The sequence below is a fragment of the Thermogemmatispora sp. genome, assembly GCF_019683635.1.
Classification (GTDB): domain Bacteria; phylum Chloroflexota; class Ktedonobacteria; order Ktedonobacterales; family Ktedonobacteraceae; genus Thermogemmatispora.
This window is the reverse complement of record NZ_JADGIA010000115.1, coordinates 1-16359: the sequence shown is the minus strand read 5'-3', so window position 1 is coordinate 16359 and position 16359 is coordinate 1. Positions and strand designations below refer to the sequence as shown.

At 63.7% G+C, this 16359-nt stretch carries 12 protein-coding genes and 1 pseudogene; 6 read left to right on the top strand and 7 right to left on the bottom strand.

Annotation, left to right across the window (positions count from 1 at the left end; translation table 11 throughout):
- Window positions 1–123: 123 nt before the first annotated feature.
- Together IRZ31_RS13405 and IRZ31_RS21410 are read left to right on the top strand one after the other, a co-directional pair.
- Window positions 124–1068, top strand: coding sequence for a Tm-1-like ATP-binding domain-containing protein (locus IRZ31_RS13405; protein ID WP_363325667.1), 945 nt, complete (start codon window positions 124–126; stop codon window positions 1066–1068).
- Window positions 1065–1307: pseudogene (locus tag IRZ31_RS21410) on the top strand (phosphoenolpyruvate hydrolase family protein); the annotation flags it as partial. The gene IRZ31_RS13405 and the pseudogene IRZ31_RS21410, both read left to right, overlap by 4 nt.
- An 18-nt stretch (window positions 1308–1325) precedes the next feature.
- Here the strand turns inward: IRZ31_RS21410 and IRZ31_RS13400 are convergent.
- From IRZ31_RS13400 to IRZ31_RS13380, 5 genes are all read right to left on the bottom strand, one after another.
- Window positions 1326–2246, bottom strand: a complete 921-nt coding sequence (locus IRZ31_RS13400) for an amidohydrolase family protein (protein ID WP_297154453.1) — start codon at window positions 2244–2246, stop codon at window positions 1326–1328.
- Between the two features lie 146 nt (window positions 2247–2392).
- Window positions 2393–3364 carry an aldo/keto reductase gene (locus IRZ31_RS13395; protein WP_297154451.1) on the bottom strand — a complete coding sequence of 324 codons (972 nt, stop codon included), beginning with the start codon at window positions 3362–3364 and terminating at the stop codon, window positions 2393–2395.
- Window positions 3365–3497: 133 nt separating this feature from the next.
- Window positions 3498–4277, bottom strand: coding sequence for a glucose 1-dehydrogenase (locus IRZ31_RS13390; protein WP_297154449.1), 780 nt, complete (start codon window positions 4275–4277; stop codon window positions 3498–3500).
- 103 nt (window positions 4278–4380) lie between these two features.
- Window positions 4381–4704 carry an L-rhamnose mutarotase gene (locus IRZ31_RS13385; protein WP_112432160.1) on the bottom strand — a complete coding sequence of 108 codons (324 nt, stop codon included), beginning with the start codon at window positions 4702–4704 and terminating at the stop codon, window positions 4381–4383.
- A 110-nt stretch (window positions 4705–4814) separates the two neighbouring features.
- A complete protein-coding gene (locus IRZ31_RS13380; protein WP_223258407.1) occupies window positions 4815–6149 on the bottom strand; it encodes an L-fuconate dehydratase in 1335 nt (444 codons plus the stop codon).
- A 1258-nt stretch (window positions 6150–7407) separates the two neighbouring features.
- On the opposite strand from IRZ31_RS13380, the gene IRZ31_RS13375 reads away from it, so the two are divergent.
- The 4 genes from IRZ31_RS13375 (at window position 7408) to IRZ31_RS13360 (ending at window position 12444) form a co-directional block, all read left to right on the top strand.
- Window positions 7408–8187 (top strand): GntR family transcriptional regulator, encoded by a 780-nt coding sequence (locus IRZ31_RS13375; protein WP_112432162.1) that lies wholly within the window; start codon window positions 7408–7410, stop codon window positions 8185–8187.
- A gap of 311 nt (window positions 8188–8498) precedes the next feature.
- On the top strand, window positions 8499–10019 hold the full coding sequence (locus IRZ31_RS13370; protein WP_223258408.1) for a sugar ABC transporter ATP-binding protein: 1521 nt from the start codon (window positions 8499–8501) through the stop codon (window positions 10017–10019).
- Entirely contained in the window at window positions 10016–11044 is a 1029-nt protein-coding gene (locus IRZ31_RS13365) for an ABC transporter permease (protein ID WP_297154444.1), read from the top strand. Before IRZ31_RS13370 ends, IRZ31_RS13365 begins: the two co-directional genes overlap by 4 nt.
- A 368-nt stretch (window positions 11045–11412) precedes the next feature.
- Window positions 11413–12444: an ABC transporter substrate-binding protein gene (locus IRZ31_RS13360; RefSeq protein ID WP_151728886.1), complete on the top strand. Its 1032-nt coding sequence runs from the start codon at window positions 11413–11415 to the stop codon at window positions 12442–12444.
- Between the two features lie 865 nt (window positions 12445–13309).
- Here IRZ31_RS13360 and IRZ31_RS13355 read toward each other — a convergent pair.
- Both IRZ31_RS13355 and IRZ31_RS13350 read right to left on the bottom strand, forming a co-directional pair.
- Window positions 13310–13534 carry a hypothetical protein gene (locus IRZ31_RS13355; RefSeq protein WP_112432173.1) on the bottom strand — a complete coding sequence of 75 codons (225 nt, stop codon included), beginning with the start codon at window positions 13532–13534 and terminating at the stop codon, window positions 13310–13312.
- A 355-nt stretch (window positions 13535–13889) separates the two neighbouring features.
- Window positions 13890–16097 (bottom strand): TaqI-like C-terminal specificity domain-containing protein, encoded by a 2208-nt coding sequence (locus IRZ31_RS13350; RefSeq protein WP_297154440.1) that lies wholly within the window; start codon window positions 16095–16097, stop codon window positions 13890–13892.
- Window positions 16098–16359: the final 262 nt, after the last annotated feature.

The following is a 16359-nucleotide window of genomic DNA, read 5'->3' as shown; positions in this document are numbered from 1 at the left end:
AAGATAGCATCTGGAGCGGCCTCTGTCAAGGCTTTTCGATGATCCCAAAAAATCGGTCATCAGTGACCGCATTCGTGCGGCTATGTTGCCAGCCACGTTGGCCCTCGGACCGCTTCAAAAGCCATTCGAGGATCGCTGCGTGGAAAGTCGGGAGCCGAGATCCTCGAAGCGACAGGCACCAGAAATATATTCTTCATTCGAACGGTATTTCTGGCAAAAGAAAATATAAAAAGAACACCGCCAGCTTGTCCCGCGCACCTTCGCCATCACTTCACTCAACGACGCGTTGATATCGCCGGTATCAACCGCCTCTCGGAGCGCATCCTGAGCAACGCCGCCGCCGCCATCGCCGGCATGGCCCGCACCTATGCCTCTTTCCAGCCGACGCCAAGCAGCCGTCTCCTCATCGGCACCATGTTTGGCGTCACCACGCCCTGTGTGACGGAGGCCCGACGCTACCTCGAAGGGCGCGGCTACGAGGTGCTGGTCTTCCACGCCACCGGCACCGGCGGCCAGTCGCTTGAAGCCCTGGTCCGGGGCGGTTTCCTGGCCGGTGTTCTCGACATCACCACGACCGAGCTGGCCGACGAGCTGGTGGGCGGCGCCCTCGATATGGTCAACTTTGGCCCCATAGAGACGGTCCCCGAGAAATTCCGTTCGCGTCGCCTCTACAAGCACAATCCAACCGTCACCTTGATGCGCACCACGCCCGAAGAATGCGCCGCCCTCGGCCACATCATCGCCCGCAAGCTCAACCAGGCGCGTGGCCCGGTTGCTCTCTTCATCCCGCTGCGTGGCGTCTCGCTCATCGATACCGAGGGACAACCGTTCTACGATCCCGCTGCCGACCAGGCCCTCATCAGTGCACTCAAAGGTGATCTGCAGCCCCATATCGAGGTCCATGAGCTGGACATGGACATCAACGATCCGCGCTTCGCCCAGGCAATGGCTCGTCGCCTCGATGAGCTGATCCAGCAGCAGCGGCCTCCCGCCAGCGAACAGACAGGCAGTGGGCAGGCGCAGACTCAACAAACTCAAGCGCCCAGCGAAGGAGGAGCAGTCTCATGAATCGAGCAGAGGCACTTGCGCGATTGCGAGAAACCGTCAAGCAAGGAGGAGTCATTATCGGCGCAGGCGCAGGGACCGGCCTGTCGGCCAAGTGCGCTGAGGCCGGCGGCGTTGACCTGATCATCATCTACAACTCGGGCCGCTACCGCATGGCCGGACGCGGCTCCCTGGCGGGCCTGCTCCCCTATGGAGATGCCAACGCCATCGTTGTCGAGATGGCCGGTGAAGTGCTGCCGATGCTGATCCTCCTGGCCAGATCAGGCTGGCGAATGACCCGGCGTGCCGTCCTCAAGGCGATAGACGCGGCGCGCGGTCTCCGACCACAGGAGGCGCTGCTCGTAGAGCGGGTAGGCGCTCAGCATGGCCCGCAGCGCCTCATACCAGCGTCGGTAGCTGGAAGCCAGCAAAACCACAGGCCAATCGCCGCCGAACAGCAGGCGCTCGGGACCAAAGGCCGCCATCACTGTCCCCAGATAGGGGACCAGGTCGTAGGCGCTCCAGCGCTCGTGGTCGGCCTCCGTCACCATGCCGCTGACTTTGCAGACCACGTTTGGCAGCTCGCCCAGAGCGTGAATGTGCTCCCGCCACGGCTCGCGCTCTCCTCTACGAATCGGCGGCTTACCCAGGTGATCCAGGATGAAATTTGTGTCGGGGCAGCGCCGCACCAGCTCGACCACGCTGGCCAGCTGCTGGTGGCGTACGCACACATCGCAGGACAGACCATAGTCGGCGAGCAAACGCACGCCGTCGATGAAGGCCGGGCGCAGGCAGAAATCGTCTTCCGCCTCGTTCTCGATGTTGCGCCTTACCCCCTTAATCAAAGGCGAGAGTGCTCGCAGCGCCTCCAGATGCGCGCGCACCGCCAGGCCCTGCTCCAGGGGGGCCGCGGCGACAATGGCCTTCAGCCGCGGCTCCTCCCGCGCTACCTCAACGATCCAGGCTGCTTCCCGCAGCGCCTCCTCGGGCGCCACCACCACCTCGACGTAGACCAGTGCCTCGATCGGCAGACCCTGCGTCTCCCGCCGGTAGTCCTCCGGTCCAAAGGCACGCTTGAGCTGCGGATGCGCCTCCAGCCAGGGCAGGCGAAAGCGCTGCGGGTCCCAAAAGTGGACATGGGCATCAATGACTGGGAGCAGCTCGTCTGCTCCCACGGAGGAAGAGAGAGAAACATCGCGCATGGCGGCCCTCGCTCCTTTCTGTGCCTCTCTGCGCAGGGAAGGACTCCCCTGGCTTGGTGCCGATGCGCCTGGCCTGCAATGCCGGCCCTCTCTCCCCGGCAGCCAGAGCTGGCCGACTGGCCTGGCGCCGCCTCACTCGCCTCGCATTACGAAGCCTGATAGATGGCCTCCAGCTCATCCCACAGCTCCGCCGGAATCGGCTGCTGAGCCAGGGCCAGTGTCTCAGCGACCCGCTCGGGCCGCGTCACGCCAACAATGGTCGAGGCAATGCGCTCATCGCGCAGCGAGAACTGCAGAGCCGCCGCCGCCAGCGGCACCCCATAACGCGCGCAGGCGGCCTGCATACGCCGGGCCTTCTCCAACAGCTCCGCGCTGGCCTCGCCGTACATGTAGCGCGGATAGGCGTCCGGTCCCTTGGCCAGCAGCCCGCTGCCGTAAGGAGCAGCATTCACTGCAGCCACCCCGCGGCTCCGGCACAGGTCCCAGAAGCGGTCGGCCTCGCGATTGAGCAGCGTATAGCGGTTGTGAGAGATGGCCGCCTCGAAGAGACCCGTCTCCACAAAGCGCGTCATCATCTCGATCGGGCCGCCGGCGATGCCCAGATGCTCGATCAGGCCCTCCTCCTTCAACTGGAGCAGGACCTCGACCGGGCCGCCCGGGGCCATCATCACCTCAAACGGGTCCTGTGTCGGATCAGGAATATACTCAGGATCGTGCAGGTAGACCAGCTGCAGCCGCTCCAGACCCAGCAAGCGCAGGCTGCGCTCCACGCTGCGGCGCATTTGCGGACCGCTGAACTCGCCCGTTTGCAGATTACGGTCGGCCTTAGTCGCCAGGACGAAGCCAGGCGGCAGGCCGCCCAGCTCGCGCAGCACAACGCCAATGCGGCGCTCGCTCTCGCCATCGCCATAGGCCGCCGCCGTATCAAGGAAGTTGATCGGACTGGCGAAAACGGCGCGGATCGTCGCTAAAGCCCGCTCCTCGGGCACCTCGTAAGCGAAGGTCTCCGGCATATTGCCCAGTGGCGCACAGCCGATGCAGATTGGCGTCACCTGCAGACCAGTCTGGCCCAGCGCCCGCCGCGGCAGCGGGGCCGCAGCCCCCATTTCAGACGTCATGGCTACAACATACCTCCTCTGCGTTCACTCCTTCTGGACAGGGATAGCAGCGCCTGGACGGCTCAGGCTGCTTTCTAAACGGTCGGTCAACTCGCTCGCCTCCGCTGTGCAGCGCAGCGCAGCCTGAGCGCCATCAGATGGCCGTCCAGCCACCGTCGATCACCAGCGCAGAGCCAGTCACAAAGGCCGCCTCATCTGAGGCCAGATAGAGGGCCGCCGCCGCGATCTCCTCGGGCCGTCCCATGCGCCCCAGTGGCTGGCGCGCATGGAGCTGCTGGCGTACCTCATCCTCGCGGCCTGCAAAATCGCGCGCCAGGTAGCCCTCCACGAACGCCGTATGCACCGTGCCCGGGCAGATAGCGTTGCAGCGAATACCCTGTTTCACATAATCGGCGGCAATAGTGCGCGTCAGCGCCAGCACCGCCCCTTTGCTCGCGCTATAGACCAGGCGGCGCTCCACACCGATCATCGCTGCCACCGAGGCCATATTGATGATCACCCCGCCAGGCGGCTGTTGGGCCAGCATCTGGCGCACCCCCTCGCGAGCACAGAGAAAGACGCCGCGGGCATTGACGCGCATCACACGCTCCCAATCCTCCAGCGACGCCTCCAAAACAGTGCCCACGTGGCTGACGCCAGCATTATTGACCAGAATGTCTAACCGGCCCTCGCGAGAGGCCACCTCTGCCACTGCCGTCCGCACCTGATCCTCCTCAGCCACATCCAGCGTCTGGGCGCGGGCCTGGCCACCAGCGGTCACAATCGCCTCCGTCACGCGCTGCGCCGCCTCCGGGCGCACATCGGCCACCACCACGCGCGCCCCCTGGCGCGCGAAGAGCAGCGCAATCTGCTCTCCGATCCCCGAGCCGGCGCCGGTGATCAATGCCACCTTCCCATCCAGACGAAAGACCACGCTCGCTCCTCCTTTCCGTTCCGGTCCTGTCTATTGGTGAGGCTCCCTTCCCGCCGCAGCGGAGGGAGGCAAGCCGCCATCCTCGACGCTCGCTGGATAGGTGCTAGTCCGTGTGGAAGACCTCGCGCATCATCGCCCACCACTCGCCGGGCGCGCGCGACTCCACAGGCTCCTGCAGGGGATCGGTCAGCTTCCACCACTCCTGTGTTTTCGGGTCGGCGGCCATCTTCGCCATGTCGGCCTCGTAGTCCTCGCCGACGTACTCGAAATAGGCGAAGAGCAGCGTTCCGTGACGGAAAATCGTATAGTTGCGGATATTGCAGGCGTGAATGGTCGCCAGCACCTCCGGCCAGACAGCGGCGTGCAAGCGCTCATAGGTCTCAATAGCGTCTGGCTTGAGGCCAATGATCTGTCCAACTCTGCGCATGGCTGGCAATCCTCCTGTTATTGTAGCGCGCGCGGCAGGCAGATGGAAAGCCTATCCCTGTTCGGTCAAGGCTCCACGCCGCGGCGCCGCACTTGGTCGCCGATCAAGCCTCACTCGCTCAGCTCCTCGGCCTCGCTGCGCTGCATCTCCGCCCAGACCGGCCCATCGGGAAAAGAGTAGGCCGCGATCGAGTCGGCGTGCATTGTCGCGCTGTAGCCTGGGGCCAACGGCGGCAGGTAGCGCCCGTTGCGCATCACCACCGGGTGAACAAAATGCTCGTGCAGGTGCGGCGTATACTCGATCATGCGCCCCTCCAATGAGCCGCTGACAGCGATGTAATCGAAGATCGCCAGGTGCTGCACATACTCAGAGAGGCCCACACCGCCAGCATGGGGGCAGACCGGTATCCCATATTTAGCGGCCAGCAAGAGCACGGCCAGCACCTCGTTGACGCCACCCAGGCGACAGGCGTCGATCTGACAGAAGCCGATGGCCTGAGCCTGAAAGAGTTGCTTGAAGATGATGCGGTTCTGCACATGCTCACCCGTCGCCACCCGCACAGGAGCAATGGCGCGGGCGATGGCGGCATGGCCGAGAATATCATCGGGGCTGGTTGGCTCCTCAATCCAGAGCGGCTGAAACTCCGCCAGCTCCTGCATAACGGCAATGGCCTCTCCCACCTCCCACACCTGGTTGGCGTCCATCATCAGCGTGCAGCCGGGGCCGATCTCCTCGCGCATGATGCGGGCGCGCTGGCGATCCCGCTCCAGGCCGAGGCCGACCTTGAGCTTGAAATGGCGCCAGCCCTCGGCCAGGGCCTGACGGCAGAGGAGCCGCAACTGCTCGTCGCTGTAGCCCGACCAGCCGGCCCCGGTCGTATAGGCAGGATAGCCAAGACGCAGCAGCTCCGCCTCTCGCTCAGCGCGCGTCGGCGCCAGACGCTGTAGCAGCTCCAGAGCCTCGGCGGGCGAGAGCACGTCGCTCAGATAGCGGAAATCGATACAGGCCACCAGCTGCTCGGGCGACATGTCCACCAGCAGCTTCCAGAGCGGCTTCCCCTCGACCTTGGCCCACAGATCCCAGACTGCATTGACCAGAGCCGCCGTGGCCATGTGAATGACCCCCTTCTCCGGCCCGATCCAGCGTAGCTGACTGTCGCCCGTCATGTGGCGCCAGAAAGCGCGCATGTCGGCGGTAAACTCCTCCAGCGTGTGCCCACGCACCAGCGGCGCCAGGGCCCGAATAGCAGCTACACAGACCTCGTTGCCGCGCCCGATGGTGAAGGTAAAGCCATGCCCCTCTAGCCCGTTGGGATGATCGGTCCGCAGGATCACGTAGGCCGCCGAGTAGTCGGGATCGGCATTCATGGCGTCAGAGCCGGCCAGCGTGCGTGAGGTGGGGAAACGAATGTCGTAGGCCCGGACATCAACGATGGTTACTGTCAATACACCACTCCTTTTTACCTGGCTGGCAACGCGCTGCCCCTCCGCCAGAGCAGACAGACGAACTGGCCGCCTTGTCCTGAACCCGGCTGCTCCCCCTCTCTCCTTGGCTGAAGATCCCGAGGTCCCCAGCCTCTCCCACGACCCCAGCACTTGCCTGACCTGTCGGGGAGAGCCTGGGCCTCTCCCGCTTCATGGCTCGCCGGTGGCGGAGGTGCGAGCGCCTGCTTGACGCTGCGCCACCTGAAGGTATACTATATTCTGTATTCAGAATACAGTACAGCCTGCGGCAAAGTCAAGCAGGCCAGAGCAGTGAAAGCAGCGAAGGGCGAGGCACTAAAGAGATGCAGCGGATTGGAGAGACCCGCTGCATCGGATGGCAGCCTTTCCTTTAGCATGCCTCAGACCAATCAGGGCAGAGCCAAAGCGGTCGGCGAGGGGCATGACGACTGGCCTCTCTGCTAGACCTGGCGTGCTAGAGGCGATGAGCGATCTTCCAGATAGCGAATACTGCTCCAGCAACGATGAGGAGCACAATCAGGGGGAGCGGAGTGAACACTACTTGCATGGGCCAAGCCTCCCTTTCTCTTGACTAACTGACAGGAGAGCAAAGAGCTTCTCTCACCGGCTGGCCGCGCAAAGCCAACGCCCCGGGCCACGATCGCCCGGCGCGGCGCCGAGCTGGCGACCCGGCGACTTTTTACTGCGTCATCCTCCTACTACGCTGTTTGCAGCCACCTGGCGCTCTACCTTGCTAAGGTATACGTTCAAGACAAGCGAAAGTTGTGTAACCTGGGCATACAGATAATAATGTCTCGCAACCCAATGGGCTATTTTCCTGCTCTATCATACAGAGCATCTCTTACCCGCATTTTGCCCTGGGCTGAGTTGCCTCATGAGCACGCAGGGCCACCATGCTCACCGGCGCGTCACGCGCATCTCCAGGTTGCACGTTGAAGGGGCTGGAACGGGCGGCGGCTGCCTTGACCTTGGCGGTCCTTCTGGGTATACTATATTCTGTATTCTGAATACAGCACACTCTTTACAAAGTCGGGCGGGCGCGTCAAAATAGAGGAGCGCACCGCGGGCAGGCTCGGAGCCAGACCGTTCGGAGCAAGCCACGGAGGTGAGGCACAGGTGGGCCGCTGGAGCCGCGGGGCGTAGCGGGTCCGAATCTCGGCCCTGGCCGATGGAAGAGAGCCGGGAGCGAAGCGAGAGGAGGATCTGGTGAGACCAGCAAGCAAGACAGGAGCGAGCAGGTATGAGGCAATCTGAAGCGGAAACCGATCATCGGCAGGGGACAACGGCAGCGGTTGCCGACGTTGTTGACGAGCGTTTTGTCAGCGAACTCTTTGACCTGCTCTGGGGGCAAGAGCGCACCGCCACCCCTACCGTCGCCGACTACGCCTACGAACAGCTCTGGAAGCGAGTCATCCTGCTTGGTGGTAGCGAAGAGCAGCGCCTTTCTGACGTGGCTCTTGCCGAGCAACTGGGCGTCAGCCGCACGCCTGTGCGCCAGGCCCTGGAGCGGCTCGTCCAGGAGGGGCTGGTGCGCTCCGATCCGCGGCGGGGCTACTGGACGCGCACCTTCACCGCCCAGGACATCCACGAGATCTACGACCTGCGCGAGGCGCTGGAGGTGCTCGCGCTGCGCTTAGCGGCGCCGCACCTGAAGCGCGAAGAGCTGCAGGCTCAGCTTGATGAGCTGGAGGCCATTCGCGCAGAGCTAGCGAGCAATCCCTTCCTGCGCTTTCTCAAGGTTGATCTACTCTTTCATCTCCTGATCACGCGGGCCTCGCGCAACGGGCGCCTCATTCACTGTCTCTCGGAGCTGCGCAGTCAGCTCTGCATGTTCCAGATGCGTGATAGTTTCTATCCGCGCCGCATCGAGATCGCGCTCAACGACCATGAGCAGATCCTGCGGGCCTTACTCGCCGGCAAGCCCGACGAGGCTGCCAACCTGTTAGCGGCCCACATCCGCCACTCCAAAGAGGGAGTGCTTGCCGATATCTTTGCCGAAGAGAGTCAAGCCCCCTTCTAGCCAGTCAGAGGGGGACAGGGGCCGCGTCGTGTCGCGTCGCAGTGCCTGCACAGTGCCTGTGCAGTGCCTGCGCAGCGTCCGGCCAGCGGCCAGATGGAGCAGCCGGCCCAGGCCAATGCTGGATGGCTGGTAAAGCTCTTCCGAAACCGGGCAGTGAGTGCGCTGCCTGGCAATCGGCAGAGCCAGAAACAGGGAGGGAGAGGTAGGGCGAGAGGCTGGATGAAGGAAGATCGGGGAGGCAGGGTAGAAGCAGGGCACAAGGAGAGCGGGCGGGGCTATGAAGCCGCTGCCACACTCGCAGGGAGGTCGTCATGCCTTCGACTTCGATGGAGACGGAGCAGTCACCGATCATTCGCCTGCGCAAGATCACCAGGCGCTTTCCGGGCGTCACCGCCGTCGCCGAGGTTGACCTCGACATCTATCCCGGGGAAGTTCACGTCGTGGCTGGCGAAAACGGGGCGGGTAAATCGACGCTCATGAAAATACTCTATCAAGTGGAGCGTCCCGACGCCGGTCAGATCTATCTCAACGGCGAGCCTCTTAGTTTTCACGGGCCGCACTATGCCCGCGCGCTCGGCATCGCTATGGTGCACCAGGAATTTGCCCTTGCACCGCACCTCTCCGTCGCCGAAAACCTCTTTCTCGGGCGCGAGCCGCTGCGCTTCGGCTTCATCCGCCGGCGTCGCGAGCTGGCCGAGGCGCGCCACCTGCTGGAGCAGGTTGGTCTCAACCTGGACCCGCGTCGCCTGGTGGCCTCGCTCTCCGTGGCCGAGCAGCAGCTTGTTGAGATCGCTCGGGCCATCAGCTTCAATGCGCGCGTCCTCATCCTTGACGAGCCGACCGCCACCCTCACTGAGCAAGAGATTGCCCGCCTCTTCGAGGTCATTCGCCAGCTCACGGCTCAGGGCGTGGCCGTCCTGTATATTTCCCATCGCCTCGATGAAATCTTCCAGATCGCTGACCGCGTTACTGTCATGCGCGATGGGCGCGTTGTTGCCACCCTCCCGCGGGCCGAACTCAGCGAGCAGAAGCTGGTCCAGCTCATGGTCGGGCGCGCCATCACCAACCTCTACCCGCGGCCCGAGACCCATCCGGGTCCTGTCCTGCTGCGCGTCGAAGGACTGAGCCGGCGCGGCCTGCTGCACGACTGCTCATTCGAGGTGCATGCTGGCGAAATCCTGGGCCTGGCCGGGCTGATTGGCGCGGGACGGAGCGAGCTGGCGCGCGCCGTCTGTGGGGCTGACCCAATCGATAGCGGGCGCATCCTCCTCGACGGCCAGGAGCTGCACATTCGCCGTCCCGCCGACGCCATTCGTGCTGGACTGGCCTACGTCACCGAAGATCGCAAGCGTGAGGGGTTGGCCCTTGATCTGGGCGTTGATCAGAACATTACCCTGGCCAGTCTGCCTGTCCGCCTGGGGTTGCTGCTCTTGCGTCGCGAACGCAGCGTAGCGCTGCACGCCTGCCAGCGCCTCAACATCCGCACCCCTTCGGTACGTCGCAAGGTGCGCCTCCTCTCGGGCGGCAACCAGCAGAAGGTTGTCGTCGCGCGCTGGCTGGAGACGCAGGCCAGAGTCATCTTTTTCGACGAGCCGGCGCGCGGCATCGATGTTGGTGCCAAAGCTGAGATGTTCGCTCTCATCGGCAGGCTGGCGAGCGAGGGGCGGGCCATCGTGCTCATCTCCTCCTATCTTCCCGAGCTGCTCAACATGTGCGATCGTATTGCAGTGATGCGCGAGGGGCGCATCGTCGGCACGCTCTCGCGAGGACAGTTCAGCGAAGAGCGCATCATTGCCCTGGCGACTGGGGCCAGTGAGGTGACCATCCCATGAAGGAATCTCTGAGCAGGAACATCGCGGACGAGCCGGGCGCGGAGGCCGGCCTCTCCTGGCGCCGGCTGTTGCCGACCCAGATCTCCGACCTTATTTCGCAATTCGCTGCGGCGGGTGCGCTGATCATCATCTGTATCGCGCTCTCCATCGCATCGCCGGTCTTTCTCACCCTCTACAACCTCTTCAATATTGTCTCGCAGACCGCCGTCACGGCCATTATCGCCCTGGGCATGACCTTCGTCATCATCACCGCCGGCATCGACCTCTCGGTCGGCTCGGTAGCGGCTCTGGCTGGCGTGTTGGGCGTCAAAATGATGGTCGATCTGGGTCTGAGCTGGCCGCTAGCGGTCCTCGGCGGCACCCTGGTCGGCGGCCTGGCCGGCCTGGCCAATGGCCTGCTGATTACCCGGGCGCGCCTGGCGCCCTTCATCGCCACCCTGGGCATGATGAGCGTGGCCCGCGGCCTGGTGAACATTATCACCGGAGCAACAGCCGTCTTCGGCGTCCCCGATTCCTTCCGTCTGCTCGGCCAGGGCATGATCGACGGCGTGCCCATCCCCTTGATTACGCTGATAGTGCTGGCTGTGGCGGCCCACCTGCTCTTGAGTCGCACACGCCTGGGACGCTACACCTATGCCATCGGCTCCAATGAGGAGGCGGCCCGTCTGGCAGGCATTCGCGTTGGTGCCTATCTGGTGGCCGTCTATGTGCTCCAGGGCCTGCTGGCCGGCTTTGGTGGCATGGTGGCCATGTCGCGTGTGGCCTCGGGCCAGCCCAACTTTGGCGATGGCCTGGAGCTGGATGTGATCGCTGCCGCCGTCATCGGAGGCTGCAGCCTCTTCGGCGGCCAGGGCACCATTCTGGGCACGCTGATCGGCGCCTTCTTGATGGCAGTGATCCGCAACGGCGCAGTCCTGCTCAATATCGATACCTTTACGCAGAGCGTCATCATCGGCGTCATTATCTGGCTGGCGGTGATTTGGGACCAGTTCCGCCGCCGCCGCTTTGCGGAAAGCACCCGCTGAGCGCGACCCGAGCCGTGCCGCGCCGCGCCGCGCCGCGCGCCAGCTAGCCGCTTTGCTGGCTCAGGACGCTCTATACGACATTGTCGACCAGAGAAAGGGGGTGGCCTCTCTTCTCGCACATGCTCTCTGACAGGCTGTCAACTCTTCTGGCGGGCCTGCCCTGCCCGCCTGCTCACAAGCGGACAGGTTGAGCCGTCAATTGTGACCTTCAATTGACAACTGCCGCATGAGGCGCAGATACAGAGAATATGGCATCAAGGATGATGAGCGATCGGTGCGGCCTGGGTTGGCGAGGCCCACCGCTTCAGTGAGGAAACAGACGACCGCGGCGCGGTGCACCGCGGTCAAAGGCAAAGGAGGCTGTTCTGATGCGACAACTTCTGCGCAGACTGGTGCGGGATATCTTCTTTCCTCTCTGGCTACTGCTGGTGGCCGGCCTGGTAAGTGCCTGTGGCAGTGTCACTGTACAGTCATCAGGCAGTAATAACAACACTACTGCCTCTGGACCGCTCAGGATTGCGGTCATACCCAAAGCCATCGGCTTCGACTTCTGGGAGCAGGTGCACAAAGGGGCGGAGTGCGCCGCTTCGAAGCAGCAGCAGGTCTCGGTGATCTGGAACGGCGTCACCGCCGAGACCGACGTGACTGGGCAGATCGACCTGCTGACCAACTACATCACGCAGCGTGTCAATGGCCTGATCTACGCCGCTACTGATGCGCGAGCCCTCTACCAGGTGACGCAGCAGGCCCTCAAGGCGAACATTCCCGTGGTCAATATCGACTCGGGGACCTATCCGCAGCCGTCCAACGTGCCGCTCTTTGCCACTGATAACATCGCCTCAGCGCGCAAGGCTGCCGATCTGCTGGCCCAGCAGCTCAACGGTCATGGCAAGGTCGCCCTGATCGAGTTCCAGCCGGGCAGCGCCACCAATGATCAGCGTGTTCAGGGCTTCAAGCAAGAGCTGGCCAAGTACCCGGGCATTCAGCTCGTCGCTGACCAGTCCAGCCACAGCGACTACAACCAGGCGCTGAGTGTGGCTGAGGATATCCTGACGGCTCACCCCGATCTGAACGGGATCTTTGCCGCCAATGAGCCAAGCGTGCTCGGAGCGGCGGAGGCGGTGCGCCGCATTGGCAAGGCCGGCAAGATCACAATCATTGGCTGGGATGCCGCGCCCGATGAGGTCAAGGGGGTGCAGCAGGGGACGATTTCGGCCCTGGTGGTGCAGAATCCCTTTAGGATGGGCTATGACAGCGTGAATGCAATGGTGCGCATCCTGCGCCAGCACGCCACCGTCCAGAGCGAAGATACTGGGGTGACGATCCTGACCAAAGCCAACCTGAACGATCCCAAGGTGCAGGCAGTGCTCAATCCGAGCTGCCAGAATCCTCCGCTGTGAGCCGGCTGTGGCTGAGTCGGTGAAGGCTCAGACGACTCAGATCAGCTCACCGCAGTCCAGATAGAGAAAGGTCCAGCGTCCAGGGGAGGGAGGCGACGAGAAAGTGCAAGGTTGGCAGTCGCTCGCGCTTCCTCCCTGGGCGCTGGGCCATCTTATTCATGTCGTTCAGATCGCCTGCCTGCTGCCCCTTCCGCTCGGTAGCGCCTGACTGAGGCCCAAAGAAGACCGTTGCCCACCGCCAGGCTGCAGCGCAGCGGACGGAAGGCCCAGACGCTCACTGGCCTGGTTGCCAGCGCGAGCGGTTGCTTCGGGTGGCCGCTCGACAGCGATGGCCCGGGACGAGGCAGGCACGATCAGTCTGGATCGATCTCCTGCCGGCTGACCAGCTCAGACTGCCAGACAGGCGAGCCGGAAGATCATCCCTTGATCAGCCGGCTGACTGGAGCTGTCTATGGCCCGGCACACGTGGCGTGGCCATGCCGACAGAGGTGCTTCCTGCCTCCGTTCGTTCGTTCGTTCGTTCGTTCCCTGTTCGCTCAGCAATGAGTGGGTGGCTTGACGGAAGGCCAGAGCTTCAGCGAAGCAAGAGCGGAGCAGACAGAGGCAATGCTGTCCAGTGCTCGCTGCTGGCAGCCACAGGCTGCTGGCAAAGGGTAAGAGGCCAGTCTGGCACGTGTTGCCCCGGAGTTGCTATGCTCAGTTGCCACACAGCGATCGTCGCTGCTGGACGCGGACCGGTCGCAGTCAGTCAAGTCCGATCACGATTCAGGCGCGAGTTTGCCGTACTGGCTTGCGTCTCTGCTGATGAGCGCGCTCTCTCAGACCAGGCGAGACTACCCAGATGCGCGTGGCCCGCGCTGCGCGCTCAAGGCTTGATCAGGGCCTCATAGTAGTCTGCGCAGTCGTCGCAGAGGATCGTCGCTATCTTGGTGATGTAGTCGCGAGTAGACTGCTGATGCTCAGGGCACACGGGCATCTGGCAGCGCGCACATAGAGCTGTCGCCTTGGCCCCACACACGTAGCATTTCCTGGGATCGATCTTGCCTCCCTCGTTCTCGGGAGGGATCTCTGTGATCTGCTCTTCTAACATGGCTCCTCCTTCGTGTCCATGATGACGCGCTGTTTCGGCTCGTTGCACTGACCGATCCGACCGCCCTGCGTCCTGACTGGCAGGCGCAAAAAAAGCCCTGACCCCTATCGTTGTACGCGAAAATCTGCTCTTCTGTCAAGTTGCTGCAAGCTGTACCATGACGGTTCAACGCCTTCCGGCTGTCCCCCTGTTGGGCCGGCTGGCTCCCACCTCTGCCTGGGCGAGCTATCACCCAGGCACAAGCACCACCCAGACGGCGAGCGCCGGGCAGAACAGGGTCAGTCTCCTGGCGAGGCGGATAGACAGGCTCCCTGCCCGCTCCTCTCTCCGCGCTCGCCGACGTTACCCTCTTATTTTATACCGTGCTTTCAAGCAGACGCGTTTCAGCCTCGCTGAGGCCATAGAGGCGAAAGACCAGGGCGTTGATCTGAGCCTCCAGCGTCTGACGTTGCTGATAGAGGGCCTGGCGCTCCTCCGCCCTGGTACTGGCCGCCAGGCGCTTCTGGAGGGCCATCATGGCGCGCGCGGCGGCGATCAGCGGCTCCTGGTGCGTGGCCAGGTGCCGAGGCAGAGGAATGGCGGCCAGCGTTGTCTGATTGAGCTGAGGAAATAAGCGCTTGTAGGCTGTAAATGTCTTATAGAGGTAATAGTCGATCAGACGGCTATTGAGAATCGCGAGCAGGGCCTCATAGGCGAGGCGCTCATCGAGCAGATGCAGGTTATAGAGCGACTGCATCGTCGCCAGGCCGGCGGTCTCCAGCGCAGCCACGCAGCGTCGGCCTGTTTTAACTACCACGATTTTGGGCGCCTGGTAGAAGCTGGCGGGCTTCGTCAGGACGTGGACAAAGTGTGTCGGTGGAGCAACATAGTAGCGGGTCACGTTATCGCCGGCCAGGATCGGCAGAGGGCCTGCCGCTGCCACGTGGCGCTTGCCGATCTCCTCGCCGCGCGAGATGCGCACCCACTTGCCGAGCGGCTCCCCCTCGCGCTCCAGGCGTGCCAGCAGCGCTGCCTCCTCATCGCTCACGTGTACCAGCAGGCGATGGCCGGCGTCTTCCAGAAAGCGCTGCCGGCTGCAGAGGGCGCGTGTATACACCGCTAGGAATGGCGGGCCCCCGGCGTCGGGGGAGGCTGCCGCTGAGGCTGGTACATCGCAGGCAATCGTCGACGGCTGGGCGCCGCGCTCGACGACCAGCACGGCGGCGGAGACGCAGGCGCGGAAGACAGGGCCACAGTGGTAGACGCGCAGCAACCCCTCGCGTAGCAAAGTAGCGCGGGCCTGGCGAGCCTCATCGCGTGCCAGCAAGGCGTCGGGCACCACGAAGGCAAAGCGCCCACCGGGACGGGTCAGCTTGAGACCCTGCTCAATGAAGAGCCAGCACGCATCGTACTGGCGACGCGCCAGGGTGAAGGCCGCCTCCAGATAGGAGCGCGCCGTCTGCGGGCGCTGCTCGCCGAACAGATAGGGCGGATTGCCAATTACCGCATCAAAGCCCCCAGTCCCAGCCTGGGCCTGCCTCTTGAAAACCTGCGGAAAGGCCGCCTGCCAGTTGAATGGGGCGACCTCTGGACCCAGAGGGCTGCCCAGAGCGTTGCCATAGCGGATCGTCATCTCCAGGCGTGGCAACACCCTGGCGGCCTGGGTCCGCTCGCGAGCGCTGCTCGTGCACTCCTCCAGGAGCAGCAAGAAGAGCGAGAGGCGGGTGATCTCCACCGCGCAGCGATCGAGGTCGACCCCATAGATCTGCTCCAGGAGAATGCGCCGGCCCTCGGCCAGAGTCAAGCGCCAGCGTCCCTGATCATCGCGCCGCAGCGCCTGGGGGAAGCGCTCCGCTCCCTCTGCCACATACCGCTCGCGGAACCAGTGCAGCAGCAGGCGGTAGAGGCGTATCAAGAAGGAGCCAGCGCCGCAGCAGGGATCGAGCACGCGCAGCCGGGCCGCGCGCGTCACCTCCCTCTCGCGCTCAAGCAAGGCGGCCACGCTATGGGCGAGGATATAATCGACAACCGGGGGAGGCGTATAGTAGATGCCGTCGGCCTTCTTTGCCGTTCGTTCCTCGCTCAAGACCAGGCGGCCTGCGGCATCCCTTGTCAGGCTCTTCTCCAGAAAATGCTCGTAGAGACGACCGAGCACCGAAGGTGAAAGACGGGCAAAATCGCAGGGAGCCAGGGGAGGATAGAGAGCCTGCAGCAGTCTGCGCAAGGTCTCATCGTCCAGTCTTAGCGTTGAGAGCAGCCCCTCTCTCATCTTATAGGGAGCGCCGGGCAGGCCAGCCAGCATGCTGCTCCCCGCAACCGGAGGCCTGGCGCAGAAGAGGTCGGCGGCGTAACGCCGACCTGCCGCCTGAAAGCGCCGCTGCAGACGCGCATAGATCATCCGCTGCTCGCTCAGCCGGAGCAGGCTGCCCGGTGGTTCCAGGCCGCGCTCCTCACAAAAACGTAGAAACAGCAGGCGCGCCAGCAGCAGCTGCACGGCGCGGTTCAGATCGTCAGGTGTCAGGATGGCATTGCAGCGTACCAGGCCCTCGCTGAGCCACAGGCGCCACTCTATCGCTGCGCGCAACAGCGTCTCCTCAGCCGCTGCGCGCTCTGCATCCTCGGCCAGAAGGGGAGCCAACAGGGACATAGCCGGGGCCGGGGACTCCATACCAGATTCTGAGAACGGCTGTGAGAGGCCTTGCAGCACGCCTGGCTCTTCCTCCTTCACTTGCGATCAGCATGGCGAGCGACGTGCGAGGCGCCGATCCAACCAATCCTTCCAGCCCGCACGTGACCCGCCCGCCCCAGGTCAGCGCCTCGCCTTGGAGTCGGAGCGGACGGACAAG